The 17,057-nt window shown below is 68.4% G+C and carries 16 protein-coding genes and 1 tRNA gene; all 17 read right to left on the reverse strand.

Annotated features, from left to right (window positions below; genetic code table 11):
- On the reverse strand, positions 1-99 hold a 99-nt coding region (locus tag LUW87_RS18040; protein ID WP_232672602.1), incomplete at its 3' end, for a GTP-binding protein.
- 78 nt (positions 100-177) lie between these two features.
- Complete coding sequence (fusA, locus tag LUW87_RS18045; protein WP_232672603.1) at positions 178-2,265, reverse strand: elongation factor G; 2,088 nt, start codon at positions 2,263-2,265, stop codon at positions 178-180.
- A 140-nt stretch (positions 2,266-2,405) separates the two neighbouring features.
- A complete protein-coding gene (gene rpsG, locus LUW87_RS18050; protein ID WP_232672604.1) occupies positions 2,406-2,876 on the reverse strand; it encodes a 30S ribosomal protein S7 in 471 nt (156 codons plus the stop codon).
- A gap of 1 nt (position 2,877) precedes the next feature.
- Positions 2,878-3,249: a 30S ribosomal protein S12 gene (rpsL, locus tag LUW87_RS18055; protein ID WP_232672605.1), complete on the reverse strand. Its 372-nt coding sequence runs from the start codon at positions 3,247-3,249 to the stop codon at positions 2,878-2,880.
- A gap of 206 nt (positions 3,250-3,455) precedes the next feature.
- Positions 3,456-7,448, reverse strand: coding sequence for a DNA-directed RNA polymerase subunit beta' (locus tag LUW87_RS18060; RefSeq protein ID WP_232672616.1), 3,993 nt, complete (start codon positions 7,446-7,448; stop codon positions 3,456-3,458).
- 11 nt (positions 7,449-7,459) lie between these two features.
- The gene (gene rpoB / locus LUW87_RS18065; RefSeq protein WP_232672606.1) at positions 7,460-11,053 is read right to left on the reverse strand and encodes a DNA-directed RNA polymerase subunit beta; all 3,594 of its coding nucleotides are present in this window, start codon (positions 11,051-11,053) and stop codon (positions 7,460-7,462) included.
- Between the two features lie 503 nt (positions 11,054-11,556).
- Positions 11,557-11,940 (reverse strand): 50S ribosomal protein L7/L12, encoded by a 384-nt coding sequence (gene rplL, locus LUW87_RS18070; protein WP_232672607.1) that lies wholly within the window; start codon positions 11,938-11,940, stop codon positions 11,557-11,559.
- 3 nt (positions 11,941-11,943) lie between these two features.
- Entirely contained in the window at positions 11,944-12,687 is a 744-nt protein-coding gene (rplJ, locus tag LUW87_RS18075; RefSeq protein ID WP_232672608.1) for a 50S ribosomal protein L10, read from the reverse strand.
- Positions 12,688-12,998: 311 nt separating this feature from the next.
- Entirely contained in the window at positions 12,999-13,718 is a 720-nt protein-coding gene (gene rplA / locus LUW87_RS18080) for a 50S ribosomal protein L1 (RefSeq protein ID WP_232672609.1), read from the reverse strand.
- Positions 13,719-13,827: 109 nt separating this feature from the next.
- Positions 13,828-14,256 (reverse strand): 50S ribosomal protein L11, encoded by a 429-nt coding sequence (gene rplK, locus LUW87_RS18085; RefSeq protein ID WP_346742600.1) that lies wholly within the window; start codon positions 14,254-14,256, stop codon positions 13,828-13,830.
- A 111-nt stretch (positions 14,257-14,367) separates the two neighbouring features.
- Positions 14,368-15,123: a transcription termination/antitermination protein NusG gene (gene nusG / locus LUW87_RS18090; RefSeq protein ID WP_232672611.1), complete on the reverse strand. Its 756-nt coding sequence runs from the start codon at positions 15,121-15,123 to the stop codon at positions 14,368-14,370.
- Complete coding sequence (secE, locus tag LUW87_RS18095; protein WP_232672612.1) at positions 15,120-15,422, reverse strand: preprotein translocase subunit SecE; 303 nt, start codon at positions 15,420-15,422, stop codon at positions 15,120-15,122. The genes nusG and secE overlap by 4 nt, the downstream gene beginning before the upstream one ends.
- 42 nt (positions 15,423-15,464) lie before the next feature.
- Positions 15,465-15,537 (reverse strand) — tRNA-Trp (locus tag LUW87_RS18100).
- A gap of 155 nt (positions 15,538-15,692) precedes the next feature.
- Positions 15,693-16,046, reverse strand: a complete 354-nt coding sequence (locus LUW87_RS18105; RefSeq protein WP_232672613.1) for a hypothetical protein — start codon at positions 16,044-16,046, stop codon at positions 15,693-15,695.
- Entirely contained in the window at positions 16,030-16,617 is a 588-nt protein-coding gene (locus LUW87_RS18110; RefSeq protein ID WP_232672614.1) for an RNA polymerase sigma factor, read from the reverse strand. The genes LUW87_RS18105 and LUW87_RS18110 overlap by 17 nt, the downstream gene beginning before the upstream one ends.
- A 134-nt stretch (positions 16,618-16,751) precedes the next feature.
- Positions 16,752-16,916, reverse strand: a complete 165-nt coding sequence (gene rpmG, locus LUW87_RS18115; protein WP_232672615.1) for a 50S ribosomal protein L33 — start codon at positions 16,914-16,916, stop codon at positions 16,752-16,754.
- Between the two features lie 42 nt (positions 16,917-16,958).
- Positions 16,959-17,057 (reverse strand): EF-Tu C-terminal domain-related protein (locus LUW87_RS18120; RefSeq protein ID WP_232672557.1); only part of this gene is annotated, 99 nt, incomplete at its 5' end.

Below are 17,057 nucleotides of genomic sequence, written 5' to 3' on the forward strand. Positions count from 1 at the left end.
CGAGATCGCCGCCGTCAGCGTCGTCTTCCCATGATCGATGTGACCCATCGTGCCCACATTCGCATGGGGCTTGGTCCGCTCGAACTTCTCACGCGCCATCGCGGTTTCTCCTGTTTGTTGTCCGTGCCTGAGCGACTTGGTCTGGTAGGGGGTGAGGCCTGCGAGCAGGCCTTGCTGTCACTGGCCGCGGACGCGGGTGACGATCTCTTCCTGCACGTTCGACGGCATCTGCTGGTAGGAGTCGAACTGCATGGTGTAGGTGGCCCGACCCTGGGTGCGCGAACGGAGGTCGGTAGCGTAACCGAACATCTCCGACAACGGCACCTGGGCCCGGATGATCTGGCTGTTCCCGCGCTGCTCCATGCCGCCGAGCTTGCCTCGGCGGGAGGACAGGTCGCCCATGACGTCGCCCATGTAGTCCTCCGGGGTGGAGACCTCGACGTTCATGATGGGCTCGAGCAGGATGGGCTTGGCCCGACGGGCGGCCTCCTTGAAGGCCATGGTCCCGGCGATCTTGAACGCCATCTCCGAGGAGTCGACGTCGTGGTACTTGCCGTCGGTGAGGATCGCCCGCACGTCGACGGTCGGGTAGCCGGCGAGCACACCGGAGGTCATGGCCTGCTGGATGCCGGCGTCGACCGAGGGGATGTACTCACGGGGGATGCGCCCGCCGCTGATCTTGTCGACGAACTCGTACCCGCCACCCGGGCCGGTGTTCTCGAGCGTGATCGTGACCTCGGCGTACTGACCGGAACCACCCGTCTGCTTCTTGTGGGTGTAGGTCTCGTTCTCGATGGTCTTGCCGATGGTCTCGCGGTAGGCCACCTGGGGCTTGCCGACGGTGGCATCGACCTTGAACTCACGCAGCATGCGGTCGACGAGGACCTCGAGGTGCAGCTCGCCCATGCCGGAGATGACCGTCTGGCCCGTCTCGTCGTCGGTGCGCACCTGGAAGGTGGGGTCCTCTTCGGAGAGGGCGTAGAGGGCCTTGGACATCTTGTCCTGGTCGGCCTTGGTGGTGGGCTCGACGGCCACGTGGATGACGGGCTCGGGGAACTCGAGCGCCTCGAGCACGATCGGGTTGGCCGGGTCGCACAGCGTGTCACCGGTGCGGGTGTTCTTGAAGCCGATGCCCGCCACGATGTCGCCGGCGAAGACCTGATCGAGGTCCTGGCGGTCGTTGGCGTGCATCTCGAGGAGACGACCGATGCGCTCCTTGTTCTGGGTGCGGGCGTTGAGGACCTGGCCGCCCTTGTCGAGGTTCCCGCTGTAGACCCGGAAGTAGGTGAGGCGGCCGACGTGGGGGTCGGTCATGATCTTGAACGCCAGCGCGGAGAACGGTGCATCGTCGCTGCAGGGGCGCTCCATGTCGGTGTCGCCCTTGAGGTTGGTGCCGAACACCGGGGGCAGGTCGAGCGGCGAGGGCAGGTAGGCGACGATGGCGTCGAGGAGCGGCTGCACGCCCTTGTTCTTGAAGGCGGTGCCGTTGAGGATGGGCACGATCTCGCCGGCGAGCGTGGCCTTGCGGATGGCGGCGCGCAGCTCGTCGAGACCGATCTCCTCGTCGCCGAGGAACTTCTCCATGAGGCCCTCGTCGACCGTGGCGACGGTCTCGAGCAGCTCGGCCCGGTACTGCTCGGCCTGGTCCTTCAGGTCGGAAGGGATCTCCTGGACCTCCCACTTGGCCCCGAGCTCCTCGTCGAGCCACACGATGGCGTCCATGGTGACCAGGTCGATGACGCCCTTGTAGTGCCCCTCGGCCCCGATGGGGAGCTGCAGCACGGCGGTGTTGCAGTCGAGGCGGTCCTTGATGGTGTCGAGGACGTGGAAGAAGTCGGCGCCCAGCCGGTCCATCTTGTTGACGAAGCACAGGCGGGGGACGTTGTACTTGTTGGCCTGGCGCCACACCGTTTCGGTCTGGGGCTCCACGCCGGCCACCCCGTCGAAGACGGCCACGGCACCGTCGAGCACGCGCAGCGAGCGCTCCACCTCGACGGTGAAGTCGACGTGACCAGGGGTGTCGATGATGTTGATGCGGTGGTCGTCCCAGAAGCAGGTCGTGGCCGCGGAGGTGATGGTGATGCCGCGCTCTTGCTCCTGGACCATCCAGTCCATGGTGGCGCCACCGTCGTGGACCTCACCGATCTTGTAGTTCTTGCCGGTGTAGTACAGGATCCGCTCGGTCGTGGTGGTCTTGCCGGCATCGATGTGGGCCATGATGCCGATGTTGCGGGTTCGCTCGAGTGAGTGCGGGCGGGCGGCCATCGTCGTGTTCGTTCCTGTGTCGTTGGTGTGGCGGGCGGCAGAGAGGCGGATGAGCGGGAGTGGAGTGGCGGTGCCTCCGCGCCGTCACCCCGCCGGGGGCGGGGCGACGGATGGGAGAGGCACCAGCGAGGAGCCGGTGCCTACCAGCGGTAGTGGGCGAAGGCCTTGTTGGACTCGGCCATCTTGAGCAGGTCGTCGCGTCGCTTCACCGACGCGCCGACACCGTTGCTGGCATCGAGCAGCTCGTTGGCGAGGCGTTCGGCCATGGTGTGCTCACGACGCTGGCGGGCGTAGCCCACGATCCAGCGGATGGCCAGGGTGTTCGAGCGACGGGGACGGACCTCGACGGGGACCTGGTAGGTGGCGCCACCGACACGGCGGCTGCGCACCTCGAGCTGCGGCTTCACGCCGTCGACCGCCCGCTTGAGCGTGGCGATGGGCTCGGCGCCGGTCTTGGTCTCGATGATCTCGAGGGCCTCGTAGACGATCTTCTCGGCCGTGGAGCGCTTGCCCCGCTGGAGGACCTTGTTCACCAGCTGGGTGACGACGACCGACCGGTAGATCGGGTCGGGCATGAGTTCGCGGCGGGGGGCAGGACCCTTGCGAGGCACGTCAGCTCTCCTTCTTGGCGCCGTAGCGACTACGGGCCTGCTTGCGGTCCCGCACACCGGAGGTGTCGAGGGTGCCGCGGATGATCTTGTAGCGAACGCCGGGGAGGTCCTTCACACGACCGCCACGCACGAGCACGATGGAGTGCTCCTGGAGGTTGTGGCCCTCACCGGGGATGTAGGCCGTGACCTCCATGCCGCTGCTGAGGCGCACACGGGCCACCTTGCGCAGCGCCGAGTTCGGCTTCTTGGGAGTGGTGGTGTAGACGCGCGTGCACACGCCGCGCCGCTGGGGGGCACCCTTCAGCGCCGGGGTCTTGCCCTTGGCGGGCTTCGACTGGCGACCCTTGCGGACCAGCTGTTGGATGGTGGGCACGACGGACCTTTCTTACGTTCGCAACGTCAGCTTCGGGGGCCTCGACGGCGACGACGCAGCGTCGAGGTGGGGAGAGATCGGAGATCGGCGGCCGCGGTATCCGCGACAGAGCCGAGGGGCAATGCTAGGGGGATGTCGACGAGATCGGCAAGACGCGGCCGGTCCCGGGCGGGTGAAGGCCCACGAGGGCCCTCACCCGCACCGGTTCAACCGGCCGATTCTTCGTTGCGGGGCAGCTCGATGACCTTGGCGTCGGGGACGTCGTCGCCGACGGCGGCCATGTCGCCCTGCCCGGCCACCATGTCGGCGTTCTCGACGCCGCTGCGGTTGGCCAGCCACTCGGCGATGTCGCCCTCGTCGTCGGGAGCCGACGAGTAGAACTCCATCGGTTCGTAGTCCGGCGCCGAGGCCTCGATGTTGCGGTAGGCGGGCATCCCCGTGCCGGCGGGGATGAGCTTGCCGATGATGATGTTCTCCTTGAGGCCGACGAGGGAATCGCTGCGCGACTCGATGGCGGCTTCGGTGAGCACCCGGGTGGTCTCCTGGAAGGAGGCGGCCGAGAGCCAGGAGTCGGTGGACAGCGACGCCTTGGTGATGCCCATGATCTCGGGACGACCCTCGGCAGGGGTCTTGCCCTCGAGCACGAGCGCCCGGTTGACGTCGCGGTACACCTTCTGGTCGACCCGCTCGCCCGGGAGGAACTCGGAGTCGCCCGGTTCCTGCACGGCGATCTTGCGGGTCATCTGGCGCACGATGAGCTCCACGTGCTTGTCGTGGATGGGCACGCCCTGGTCCTGGTACACCTTCTGCACCTCGCGGACGAGGTACTGCTGGGTCTCCTGGACGCCCTTGATCTCGATGAGCTCCTTGGGATCGCGGGGGCCTTCGATGATGGCATCGCCGGCCCGGATCTCCTGGCCGTCGGTGATCTCGAGTCGGGACAGCCCGGGCACGGTGTAGGTGTCCTCGGTGCCGTCGTCGGCGACGATGGTGATGACCCGTCCCTTGCCCTCGTCGTCGGCGATGCGCACCACGCCCGACGAGCGGGCCAGGGTGGCCTTGCCCTTGGGCGTACGAGCTTCGAAGAGCTCGACGACACGGGGCAGACCACCGGCGATGTCGCCGCCGGCGGAGGCGATGCCGCCGGTGTGGAAGGTCCGCATGGTGAGCTGCGTGCCGGGCTCGCCGATGGACTGGGCGGCGATCACGCCGACCGCCTCACCCAGCTCGATGAGCTTGCCGCTGGCCAGCGACAGGCCGTAGGAAGCGGCCGAGATGCCCAGCTCGGAGTCGTCGGTCAGCGGCGAGAGCACCCGCACCCGGTTCACCTGAGGGTCGTCGCGGAGCATGACGAGCTCCTCGTCGGCCACGACGGTGCCCCGATGCAGCGTGGTGCCGTCGGCGAGCTCGACGTCGTCGGCGAGGGTGCGGCTGAACAGACGGGTCTCGAGCCACGAGCGCTTGCCCGGACGATCGGGGACCACGTCCTCGATCCAGAGGCCACGGACGGCCGCCCCGGAGGCGAAGGGATCCTCGTCGTTGATGATGAGCTCCTGGGCCACGTCGACCAGACGCCGGGTGAGGTAGCCCGAGTCGGCGGTACGCAGGGCGGTGTCGACCAGGCCCTTGCGGGCGCCGGGCGTGGCGATGAAGTACTCCAGCATGGAGAGGCCTTCACGGAAGTTCGCCTTGATGGGCCGCGGGATCATGTCACCACGAGGGTTGGCCACCAACCCGCGCATGCCGGCGATCTGGCGGACCTGCATCATGTTCCCGCGTGCGCCGGAGCCCACCATCATCTCGATGGGGTTGAACTTGGCTTCCTTGAGCACCGTCTCCATGGCCACCTTCACCTCGTCGGTGGCGGTGGTCCAGATCTCGACCTCCTTCTGACGACGCTCACCATCGGTGATGATGCCCCGTCGGAACTGGGTCTCGACCTTGTCGGCTTCCTTCTCGTGCAGGTCGAGGATGTCCTGCTTGTTCGTCGGCGTCTTGACGTCGTCGATGGAGATGGTGAGGCCGGACTTGGTGGCGTAGCGGTAGCAGAGGTCCTTCATGCGGTCGAGGGCGATGGCGACCTCGGCCTTGGCGTAGTTGTGCGCCAACTCGTCGACGATGGCCCCCATGGCCTTCTTGTCGATGCGCCGGTTCTGGAAGGGGAACCCCTCCGGCAGCACGGTGTCGAAGAACACCCGGCCGGCGGTGGTGCGCACGTACTGCGGGCGGCCGTCGTCGTCGGTGCCCTCGACGTGCTCGGGGGAGCGCAGTTCGATGAGGGCGTGCAGGGCGAGGTCGCCGGCCTCGTAGGCCCGCTCGATCTCCTCGAGGCGGCGGAAGACCCGGCCCTCGCCGGCGGCCCCCTCGACCTGCTCGGTGAGGTAGTAGGCCCCGATGATCATGTCCTGGGTGGGTGTGACCAACGAGCGGCCGTCGGCCGGCGACAAGATGTTGTTGGCGCTCAGCATGAGCACCCGGGCCTCGGCCTGGGCCTCGGCCGACAGCGGGAGGTGCACGGCCATCTGGTCGCCGTCGAAGTCGGCGTTGAAGGCGTGGCACACCAGCGGGTGGATCTGGATGGCCTTGCCCTCGACGAGGACCGGCTCGAAGGCCTGGATGCCGAGGCGGTGCAAGGTGGGGGCCCGGTTCAGCATCACCGGGTGCTCCTTGATGACCTCCTCGAGCACGTCCCACACCTGCGGGCGACGGCGCTCGACCATGCGCTTGGCCGACTTGATGTTCTGGGCCAGCTCTTCGTCGACGAGCTTCTTCATGACGAAGGGCTTGAACAGCTCGAGGGCCATCAGCTTGGGCAGGCCGCACTGGTGCAACTTGAGCGTGGGGCCGGCGACGATGACCGAGCGCCCGGAGTAGTCGACGCGCTTGCCGAGCAGGTTCTGGCGGAACCGTCCCTGCTTGCCCTTGAGCATGTCGGACAGCGACTTGAGCGGCCGGTTGCCGGGGCCCGTGACCGGGCGACCACGACGACCGTTGTCGAACAGCGCGTCGACAGCCTCCTGGAGCATGCGCTTTTCGTTGTTCACGATGATCTCGGGGGCACCGAGGTCGAGGAGGCGCTTGAGGCGGTTGTTGCGGTTGATGACCCGGCGGTACAGGTCGTTGAGGTCCGAGGTGGCGAACCGGCCGCCGTCGAGCTGCACCATCGGACGCAGCTCCGGCGGGATCACCGGGACGACGTCGAGGATCATGGCCCGGGGGTCGTTGACGCGCCGGCCGTGATCGTCACGGCGGTTGAAGGCCGAGACGATCTTGAGGCGCTTGATGGCCTTCTGCTTGCGCTGGGCCGACAGCGGCTTCTGGCCCTCGGGCGGATCGATCTGCGTGCGCAGGATCTGCTCGTCGGACTCGAGGTCGATGCGGTCGACGAGGCGGGCGATGGCATCGGCGCCCATCCCACCCTCGAAGTACTCGCCGTAGCGATCCTGCAGCTCGCGCCACAGCATCTCGTCCTCGATGATCTTGCGGGCGAAGATGTCCTTGAACTCTTCGAAGGCCCGGGTCACGAGGTCGAGCTCGACCTCGTAGCGCTCGCGGATGGACTGCAGGTCCTTCTCGGCGGCGCGCTGGCGGGCCTTGATGTCGGAGTCCTTGGCGCCTTCGGCCTCCATGGTGGCCAGCTCGGTCTCGAGGGCCTCGAAGCGCTTGGCCAGCTCGACCTCGCGCTCCTTTTCGATGACGTCGCGCTCGGCGAGCATCTCGGCTTCGAGGTTGGGCAGCTCCTCGGTGCGACGCTCGTCGTCGACCCAGGTGACCAGGTTGGCCGCGAAGTAGATGACCTTCTCGAGCTGCTTGGCCTTGAGCTCCTCACGGGCCTCGGTGCCCATGAGCAGGTAGGCCAGCCACGAACGGGTGCCGCGCAGGTACCAGATGTGCACCACGGGCGCGGCCAGCTCGATGTGGCCCATGCGCTCGCGCCGGACCTTGGAGCGGGTGACCTCCACGCCGCAGCGCTCGCAGATGATGCCCTTGAAGCGCACCCGCTTGTACTTGCCGCAGTAGCACTCCCAGTCCTTGGTCGGACCGAAGATCTTCTCGCAGAAGAGCCCGTCCTTCTCCGGCTTGAGGGTGCGGTAGTTGATGGTCTCGGGCTTCTTGACCTCGCCGTTGGACCACGTACGGATCGAATCGGCGGTGGCCAGGCCGATGCGCAGCTGATCGAAGTTGTTGACGTCGAGCATGGGCATTCCCTCTAGCTCCTCTCGGCCTGGCGGCGGGCATCTTCTTCGTCGCTGCCACGTTCGGGGCGCGAGATGTCGATGCCGAGCTCCTCGGCGGTGCGGAAGATGTCTTCGTCGAGCTCACGCATCTCGATCTCCTCACCGGTGGTGGAGAGGACCTCGACGTTGAGGCACAGGGCCTGCATCTCCTTGATGAGCACCTTGAAGGACTCGGGGATGCCGGGCTCGGGGATGTTCTCGCCCTTGACGATGGCCTCGTAGACCTTCACGCGGCCGAGGACGTCGTCGGACTTGATGGTGAGCAGCTCCTGCAGGCAGTAGGCGGCGCCGTAGGCCTCGAGGGCCCACACCTCCATCTCGCCGAAGCGCTGGCCACCGAACTGGGCCTTACCGCCCAGGGGCTGCTGGGTGATCATGGAGTACGGCCCGGTGGAGCGGGCGTGGATCTTGTCGTCCACGAGGTGGGCCAGCTTCAAGATGTAGACGACGCCCACGGTGACCGGGTTGTCGTAGGGCTCGCCGGTGCGACCGTTGTACAGGGTGGTCTTGCCGTCGTCCTGCATCAGCCGGCCGTTGTCGCCGTAGCGGACGTCGGTGGCCTCGGGCTGCAGGTTCTGGAAGATCTTCTGGATGGTCGGGTGCTTGCCGGCCTGGGCCTCTTCGTCCCAGTGGGCGCCGTCGAAGACGGGCGTGGCCACCAGCGTGGACGGCGGGGTGGTGGGCCGGGTCTTGGTCTCGGTGCCCCGGGTGGGGTCGATCCCGGTGGTCTCGCCCCCGATGGCCCAGCCGTAGCGGGCGGCGTAGCCGAGGTGGGCCTCGAGGACCTGGCCCACGTTCATGCGGGACGGCACACCGAGGGGGTTGAGGATGATGTCGACGGGGGTGCCGTCGGCCATGAAGGGCATGTCCTCGATCGGGAGGATCTTGGAGATGACGCCCTTGTTGCCGTGGCGGCCGGCGAGCTTGTCGCCCACGCTGATCTTGCGCTTCTGGCCGACGTAGACCCGCACCAGCTGGTTGACGCCGGGGGGCAGCTCGTGGCTCTCGTCGCGGCTGAACACCTTGACGTCGATGACCTTGCCGGTCTCGCCGTGGGGCACCTTGAGCGAGGTGTCGCGCACCTCGCGGGCCTTCTCGCCGAAGATGGCCCGCAGGAGGCGCTCCTCGGGGGTGAGCTCGGTCTCGCCCTTGGGGGTGACCTTGCCCACCAGCACGTCGCCGGGACCGACCTCGGCCCCCACGCGGATGATGCCGCGCTCGTCGAGGTCGGCGAGGATCTCCTCGGAGAGGTTCGGGATGTCCCGGGTGATCTCCTCGGGGCCCAGCTTGGTGTCGCGGGCATCGATCTCGTGCTCGTGGATGTGGATCGACGTCATGACGTCGTCCTTCACGAGACGCTCCGAGAGGATGATGGCGTCCTCGAAGTTGTAGCCCTCCCACGGCATGAAGGCCACGACGAGGTTCTTGCCGAGGGCCAGCTCGCCGTTGTCGGTGGAGGGGCCGTGGGCGAGCACGTCGCCCTTGGTGACCTTCTGGCCCTCGCGCACGATGGGCTTCTGGTTGATGCAGGTGTCCTGGTTGGAGCGCTCGAACTTGAGCAGCCGGTAGACCTTGCGGCCCTTCGCCTTGTACTCCACCTCGATGAGGTTGCCGTCGACCTCGCCGACCACGCCGTCGTCCTCGGCGAGGATCATGTCGGCGGCGTCGCGAGCGGCCCGTGACTCGATGCCGGTGCCGATGTAGGGGGCCTCGGCCCGCAGCAACGGCACGGCCTGGCGCTGCATGTTGGCGCCCATGAGGGCCCGGTTGGCGTCGTCGTGCTCGAGGAACGGGATGAGCGCGGTGGCGACCGAGACGATCTGCTTGGGCGAGACGTCCATGAGCTGGACCTCGGCGGGCGGCACCGAGGAGATCTCGGTGGTGGCGCCGAAGAAGACGTCGCGCTCGAGCTGGAGCTTGAGGTCGCCCAGCGTGGCGGCCTGGGGCGAACGACGCACCAGGACGCGATCGGCCTTGAACGTGCCGTCGGGGTTCAGCGGAGCGTTCGCCTGGGCGACGACGTACTCCTCCTCCTCGTCGGCCGCCAGGTACAGGATGTCGTCGGTGACCCGGCCGTCGATGACCCTGCGGTACGGGGACTCGATGAAGCCGAACTCGTTGACCCGGGCGAAGGTGGCCAGGCCACCGATGAGGCCGATGTTCGGCCCCTCCGGAGTCTCGATGGGGCACATGCGCCCGTAGTGGCTGAAGTGCACGTCGCGGACCTCGAAGCCCGCCCGCTCGCGGGACAGACCACCCGGGCCGAGCGCGGAGAGGCGCCGGCGGTGGGTCAGACCCGACAGGGGGTTGACCTGGTCCATGAACTGCGACAGCTGGGAGGTCCCGAAGAACTCCTTGATGGCGGCGACCACCGGCCGGATGTTGATGAGCGTCTGGGGCGTGATGGCCTCGACGTCCTGGGTGGTCATGCGCTCGCGGACGACCCGCTCCATGCGCGACAGGCCGATGCGGACCTGGTTCTGGATGAGCTCGCCCACCGAGCGGATGCGCCGGTTGGCGAAGTGGTCCTGGTCGTCGAGGCGGTAGCCCGGCTCGGCGTTGACCAGGTTCAACAGGTAGGTGGTGGCCGCCAGCACCTCGGACGGGGTGAGCACGGGCTGGTCGTCCTCGGGCTTCTCGAGCTCGATGCCGAACAGCTCCTCGAGGCGGTCGAGCTCGGGGCCCAGCTTGCGGTTGAGCTTGTAGCGCCCCACCCGCGACAGGTCGTAGCGACGGTTCTCGAAGAACGCGTTGCGGAAGTAGGCACGGGCGGACTCGACCGACGGCGGCTCACCCGGACGGGCCCGCTTGTAGATCTCGACCAGCGCCTCTTCCTGGGTGGGCGCCAGCTCGCGGTCCTTCTCCCACTGCCCCTCGAGGAAGTCGAAGTGGCGCACGAAGCGATCGAGGAAGCCCGGGTAGTTCTCCTCGTCGTAGCCCAGCGCCCGCAGCAGCACGAAGAGGCTGAGGCGACGCTTGCGGGCCACGCGGGCACCGGCGGTGACGTCCTTGCCCGGCTTCTGCTCGACGTCGAACTCGATCCACTCGCCGCGGTAGGGGTGGATGGTGCCGGTGACGAGCTGGTGCTTGCTCAGGTTGCGCAGGCGGTAGCGCTCACCCGGCTGGAAGATGACACCCGGCGAGCGGACCAGCTGGGACACCACGACCCGCTCGGTGCCGTTGACGACGAACGTGCCCTTGTCGGTCATCATGGGGAAGTCCCCCATGAAGACGGTCTGCTCCTTGATCTCGCCGGTGGTGGCGTTCATGAAGCGGGCCCGCACGAAGATCGGGGCGGAGAAGGTCATGTCCTTCTCCTTGCACTCCTCCACCGAGAACTTCGGCGGCGGACGCAGGTCCTCGTCCTCGGGATCGAACTCCAGCTCGAGCTGCAGGGTCTCGGTGAAGTCCTTGATCGGGCTGATGTCGCGGAAGGTCTCCGCCAGGCCCTGGTGCAGGAACCACTCGAAGGATTCCCGCTGGATGGCGATCAGGTCTGGCAGTTCGAGCGGGTCGTCGAGGTTGGCGAACGAGTACCGTTCCCGGACGGTCGGGCGAGCAGGCAAGGACGGCTCCTCGGTAGGCGGAGGGAAGCGACGGCGAGCCGGGCGCGACGGGACGTGGGGACCGAAGGGTCGACACGAACAGCGCGGCGGGCGAGCACGGCAACGCGTCAGCCTAGGACAGGAGCGCGTGGAAGAGCAACCCTGGAATCTCGTGCGAACGAGTTCGGGCGCTCACTCGGGGGATCATCCACTTCTACCCCGGTCAAGTTGGCCCGCACCATAAGCCCCCGAGCCCGAACCGGTCAAGGATCGCGGAGCGCCGAGTCCATGGCGACGCGGAGCGCCGCGGTGCGGCTCGGTCGCCGCGCTTGCCCTCGCCGCCGGGCACCACCCCTCGGAGACCACGGCCCCGCCCGAACGCGGAAGGGCCCGGCTGGGAGGCCGGGCCCTTCGTTCTGATCGAGATCGCTGGCCTCTCCCCCACCGGACTGACGTCAGGTGGGACGGGGTCGCGCCAGCGACCGTCTCACACAGAGCCGCTCCGCGGCTCCATGAACACGTCCCTACTTCAACTCGACGGAACCGCCGGCGCCCTCGAGGGCCTCCTTGGCCTTGGCGGCCTCTTCCTTGGAGACCTTCTCGAGCACGGGCTTGGGGGCGCCGTCCACCAGGTCCTTGGCCTCCTTGAGACCGAGGTTGGTGAGGGAGCGCACCTCCTTGATGACCTGGATCTTCTTGTCGCCGGCCGCGGTGAGGACGACGTCGAACTCGTCCTGCTCGGCGGCGGCCTCGCCACCACCGGCACCGCCGGCGGGGGCGGCCGCGGCAGCAGCCACGGGGGCCGCGGCGGTCACACCGAACTTCTCCTCGAACTCGCTGAGCAGCTCGCTCAGCTCGAGGACGGTCATGTTGGCGATGGCGTCGAGGATCTCTTCCTTGGTGGCCATGTGTCAGCTCTCCTGGGGGTCGTCGCCGGCGTCGGCCGGTTCGGGGGTGTCGGCCGCGGCGGTCGCCTCGGCGGTGTCGTCGGAAGCCGCCGCAGGGGCGTCGGCCTCGGTCTCGGCCTCGGCAGGTGCCTCGGCAGGGGTCTCGGGGGCGGCGTCGGAGGCAGGGGCCTCGTCGGCGGGGGCGTCATCGGCGGGGGCCGGTGCCGGAGCACCGGGGGCGCCACCCTGTTCGATGAGGGCGGCCAGGCCATAGGCGAAGTTCCGCGGAACGGCCTGGAGCAACCCGGCGAAGCTCTGCATGGGCGCAGCCATGAGACCCGCGAGGGTGGCCAGCAGCTCCTCACGGGGAGCCACCTCGGCCAGCGCCTTCACCTCGTCGGCGCTCAGCAGCTTCTCGCCGAGGAGACCGCCCTTGACCACCAGGGCAGGGTTGCCCTTGGCGAACTCGCGCAGGGCCTTGGCCACGGCGACGGGGTCGCCCCCACCCCCGGTGGGAACGAAGGCGATGGCGGTCGGTCCGGTGAGCAGGTCGTCGACCTCGAGGCCCAACTCCCGGGTGGCGATGCGCACGAGGGTGTTCTTGTAGACCCGGTACTCGCCGCCGGCTTCGCGCAGTGCGCGACGCAGGGTGGCCAGGTCACCGACGTTGATGCCGCGGTACTCGGTGAGCAGCGCGGCGTCGGCCCCTTGGATCTGGGCCTTCACGTCGTCGACCACGGCGACCTTTTCCGGTCTGGGGTTCTCCATCGCACCTCCTTTCGTGTCGTCGTGGGCCCGAGGGCCCGTTCGGTTGCCGCAGCGGGATCGCCACGTGCGGGTCGGCACCGAGGTGCCGCTCCCGCCGCCAGAACGACGACGGGGTGCTCGCCCATGAGCGAACACCCCGAAAGAGACCGAGAGGAGTTCGCCTCGTCAGGTGGGCCGGGGCCCCTTGGCGCCCCGAGGGGCGACCGGATGTCTGCGGCGAGCAGGATCAGTTGTGGCCCGGAGCAACCGGGCACGAGGCGCCGAGGCTAGCCGGGCGGTCGGGCGACGACCAACCCGGCTCCGGCGACAGGTCAGGCCGAGACGGCGGCGTCGGGCGTCGGGTGCATGCGCAGCGGGTCGACCTTGACGCCCGGGCCCATGGTCGACGCCAGCGTGATCTTCTTGAAGTAGCGGCCCTTGGCCGACGCCGGCTTGACCTTCTCGAGCTCCTCGAGCACGGCCGAGAGGTTGGCGGTGAGAGCGGAGGCCTCGAAGCTGACCTTGCCGATGGGCACGTGCACGTTGCCGTTGCGGTCGGTGCGGTACTCGACCTTGCCGCCCTTGAAGTCGGCGACGGCCTTGCCCACCTCGGGGGTGACGGTGCCGGTCTTGGGGTTCGGCATCAGGCCACGCGGGCCGAGCACCCGGCCGAGCTTGCCGACCTGGGGCATGAGGTCGGGGGTGGAGATGGCGACGTCGAAGTCGAGCATGCCGCCCTCCACCTGGGCGACGAGGTCGTCGGCGCCCACGAACTCCGCGCCCGCCTCGCGGGCTTCGGCCGCGGCATCGCCGGTGGCGAAGACGGCGATGCGGACGTCGGTGCCGGTGCCCGACGGCAACGCGACGGTGCCGCGCAACATCTGGTCGGCCTTGCGGGGGTCGACGCCCAGGCGGGCGGCCAACTCGACGGTCTCGTCGAAGGAGGCCGAGGCCAGGCTCTTCACCAGGTCGACGGCCTCAGCACCGGAGTGCAGGTGGTCGTGGTCGTAGCGGCGGGCCGCGTCGGAGTACTTCTTGCCATGCTTCGCCATGTCGGCTCCCTCGGGGTAGGGCCCACCGAAGGTGGGCGTCGGCCGCCCGGGCGAGGTGGTCCCGGTGCGGTGGTGGAAACGGGTCGGCGGCACGGAGCCGCCACCCGGGTCAGGCGATGTCGATGCCCATCGACCGGGCGGTGCCGGCGACCTGGAGCTTGGCGGCGTCGAGGTCGTTGGCGTTGAGGTCGGGCATCTTGATCTGCGCGATCTCGGCGACCTGGGCATCGGTGATCGACCCGGCGGTGGCCTTGGACGGGGTCTGGGAACCCTTGTCGAGGCCGGCAGCCTGCTTGATGAGCACCGACGTCGGCGGGGTCTTCAGCACGAACGTGAACGAGCGGTCCTCGTACACGGTGATCTCGACCGGCACGATGGTGCCCTTCTGCGCCTCGGTCTTGGCGTTGTACTCCTTGCAGAAGTCCATGATCGCCACACCGTGCGGACCCAGAGCGGTACCCACCGGGGGCGCCGGGTTGGCGCCGCCTGCGGGGATCTGGATCTTCACGACGGCCGCAACCTTCTTCTTGGCCATGATGTCCTTGCCTCGTCGTTCGTGGGCGCCCGGCGGGATGCCGCCAGGCGCGATCTACCATCGTGGCGGTTCGTACCGCCGATGACAACTCCGCCACCCGGGCGGAGCAGTGGGTCAGAGCTTGGCGACCTGGGAGAACTCGAGCTCCACGGGCGTCTCGCGCCCGAAGATGTTGACGAGCACCTTGACCTTGAGCTGGTCCTCGTTGATCTCGACGATCTCGCCGCTGAAGTCGGCGAAGGGCCCTTCCTTGACCCGCACCGTCTCGCCCATCTCGTACTCGAGGCGGGGCTTGCTGCGCGCCGGAGCTGCTTCTTCGCCCTCGACCTTCACGGGCAGGAAGGTCTCGACGTCGCGACGCTTGAGCGGCGACGGCTTGGGACCCTGCCCCACGAACCCGGTGACCCCGGGGGTGTTGCGCACGACGTACCAGGAGTCGTCCTCGAGCTCGCAACGCACCAGCAGGTAGCCGGGGAAGACCTTCTTCTGGACGACCTGCTTCTTGCCGTTCTTGAACTCGACGACGTCTTCCATGGGGATGACGACCTCGTGGATGCGCTCCTCCATGTTCATCGAGGAGATGCGGGCTTCGAGGTTCTGCTTGACCTTCTTCTCGTAGCCCGACTGGGTGTGGACCACGAACCACTGCCCGGGGCGGTCGTAGGCGCTCTGGGGAGCCGGGCGCTCTTCTTCGAGCAGCCCATCGGGGTCGACGACCTCGACCTCGTCGGCGGTGTCCTCCCCGGTCGCGGCTTGGTCGGCCGTGGCGTCCTCGCCGTCGGGGACCTGGGCGTCGGCCGTCTCGGGCGCCGGGTCGTCCGTGGCCACCTCGTCGGAGGGGGTGGGGGTGTCGTCGGTGAAAGAGGTCATTTGGCGTTGAACAATCTGAGGACGAGCTCGGAGAAGACCCAGTCGATGCCGAAGATCAGCAGCGTGGCGATGACGAGCGTGATGAGCGTGATGATGGAGTAGTTGATGGTCTCGGAGCGGGTGGGCCAGGCCACCTTGCGCAGCTCGCCGCGGACTTCCTTGACGAACTGGCGGGGGCTGGTGCGCTGCTCCTTGGGCCGCTGGTTCTGGGGACCACGCTTGGTGCGCAGCGGTTCGCCGTCGGGGCCGAGCTCGCCCTGGCGTTGCAGCATGCGCTTCTGTTCACGGTTCAACGCCATGGCGACACTTCCCACCGCCCGAGCGGTTCGAGATGTTCGGAGCAGGGCAGGAGGGACTCGAACCCCCAACCTACGGTTTTGGAGACCGTTGCTCTACCAGTTGAGCTACTGCCCTCGGTTGTGAGGAGACGACCTGCCCGGACGGGCCAGGATAGCAGCCACCTCTCGGCGACCGACCCCGGGGCCCGGACCGAACGAGCCTAGGCGTCGCGCTGCGCTCTCGGCGAAACGGGTGGCCGGCGCCTCCCCGAACCAGGGTCGGACCCCCGCTCAGCCGGCCAGCCGGCGACCGCGGGCGGCCAGCACCAAGGCACCGCCCACGCCCGCCGCGGTAGCGGCGGCGAGGGTGCCGACGTAGGCCACCCGCCGACGGTGGTGGGCCTCGGGCGGCACGGCGGACGAGGCCGCGTCGAGAGCGCCGACGATGTCGGCGTAGAGCGTCGTCGGCGGCGGGTGGGCCTGGGTGGCGAGCTCACCGAGCGCCCGGTGCACGCGCCGGTCGCGACTCGATGCCGCCTGGCAGCGCAGGCAGTGCCGGACGTGTCGGAGGGCCGGCTCGGGGAGCGCGGCGCCGTCGACCAGGCCCGGGAGGTCGTCGCTGATCCGCTCACATCGCACGGGCATCACCTTCGGTGTCGTCCGGACCCAGCTGACGCAGGAAGACGTCGTCGCGGAGCTTGCGGCGGGCCCGGTGAAGGCGGACCTTGGCGGCCGACTCCGAGATCCCCAGCTCGGCCGCGATCGCCTCGTGGGGCAGGTCGTAGACGTCGCGCAGCACGACCACCGCCCGCAGCCGAGGGGGAAGGCGGCGCAACGCCCGCTGGAGGCGCTCGCGCAGCAGGCCGTGCTCGGCCCGACCCTCGGGGTCGTGGGCCAGGCGCAGATCGCCGACGGGATGGTCGTCGTCGAGCTCGTCGTGGCGATGGCGCCGGCGCCGCCCGAGGTGGGTGGAGGCGCAGTTGGCCGTGATGCGATAGAGCCAGGTGGTGAACTGGGCATCACCCCGGAAGCGGTCGAGGCCCCGGTAGGCCCGCAGGTACGTCTCCTGCACCACGTCGCAGGCATCGTCGTCGTCACCCGTGAGGCGGTGGGCGAGTGTGTAGGTGTCGACGTAGGTGGCCCGCACCAGGGCATCGAAGGCCTGGCGATCCCCTCGGCGGGCGGCGTCGACCAGCGCAGCGGTGTCGGTGGGCATCGTGGGTCGGACCCGCTGAGGCCGCTGCGGGTTACCCGCACCCGGGCGCGACGCTTCGGCGTCCGCCGGGGCAGACGCCGAAGCAGCTCGATCCTCGACCGGCACGGGACCCTCGGGACCGTGCGGCACGTCGCTCAGCGGGTCTCTTTGTGGGCGGTGTGCGCCCGATCCCACTTGCAGAACTTCTTGAGCTCGATGCGCTCGCGGTCGTTGACCTTGTTCTTGGTCGTGATGTAGTTGCGGCGCTTGCAGACCTGGCACTCCAGGGTGACCTGCACGCGCTTTTCGTTCCTGGCCATCGGTGGCTCCTACGTAGCGGGGCGGGTGGCCCCGCCGACGTCTTACTTGATGATCTTGGTGACGCGGCCGGCGCCCACGGTACGACCACCCTCACGAATGGCGAAACGCAGACCCTCTTCCATGGCGATCGGCGCGATCAA

The sequence above is a fragment of the Rhabdothermincola salaria genome, from assembly GCF_021246445.1.
In the GTDB taxonomy this organism is placed as follows: Bacteria; Actinomycetota; Acidimicrobiia; order Acidimicrobiales; family Acidimicrobilacustridaceae; genus Rhabdothermincola_A; species Rhabdothermincola_A salaria.

Excerpts from the sequence above, each read along its gene's own strand:
- secE (WP_232672612.1), bottom strand. The coding sequence starts at position 15,422 with ATGGCGTTGAACCGTGAACAGAAGCGCATGCTGCAACGCCAGGGCGAG.
- rplJ (WP_232672608.1), bottom strand. The coding sequence starts at position 12,687 with ATGGAGAACCCCAGACCGGAAAAGGTCGCCGTGGTCGACGACGTGAAG.
- LUW87_RS18060 (WP_232672616.1), bottom strand. The coding sequence starts at position 7,448 with ATGCTCGACGTCAACAACTTCGATCAGCTGCGCATCGGCCTGGCCACC.
- nusG (WP_232672611.1), bottom strand. The coding sequence starts at position 15,123 with ATGACCTCTTTCACCGACGACACCCCCACCCCCTCCGACGAGGTGGCC.
- LUW87_RS18110 (WP_232672614.1), bottom strand. The coding sequence starts at position 16,617 with ATGCCCACCGACACCGCTGCGCTGGTCGACGCCGCCCGCCGAGGGGAT.
- fusA (WP_232672603.1), bottom strand. The coding sequence starts at position 2,265 with ATGGCCGCCCGCCCGCACTCACTCGAGCGAACCCGCAACATCGGCATC.
- rplA (WP_232672609.1), bottom strand. The coding sequence starts at position 13,718 with ATGGCGAAGCATGGCAAGAAGTACTCCGACGCGGCCCGCCGCTACGAC.
- LUW87_RS18105 (WP_232672613.1), bottom strand. The coding sequence starts at position 16,046 with ATGCCCGTGCGATGTGAGCGGATCAGCGACGACCTCCCGGGCCTGGTC.
- rpmG (WP_232672615.1), bottom strand. The coding sequence starts at position 16,916 with ATGGCCAGGAACGAAAAGCGCGTGCAGGTCACCCTGGAGTGCCAGGTC.
- rplL (WP_232672607.1), bottom strand. The coding sequence starts at position 11,940 with ATGGCCACCAAGGAAGAGATCCTCGACGCCATCGCCAACATGACCGTC.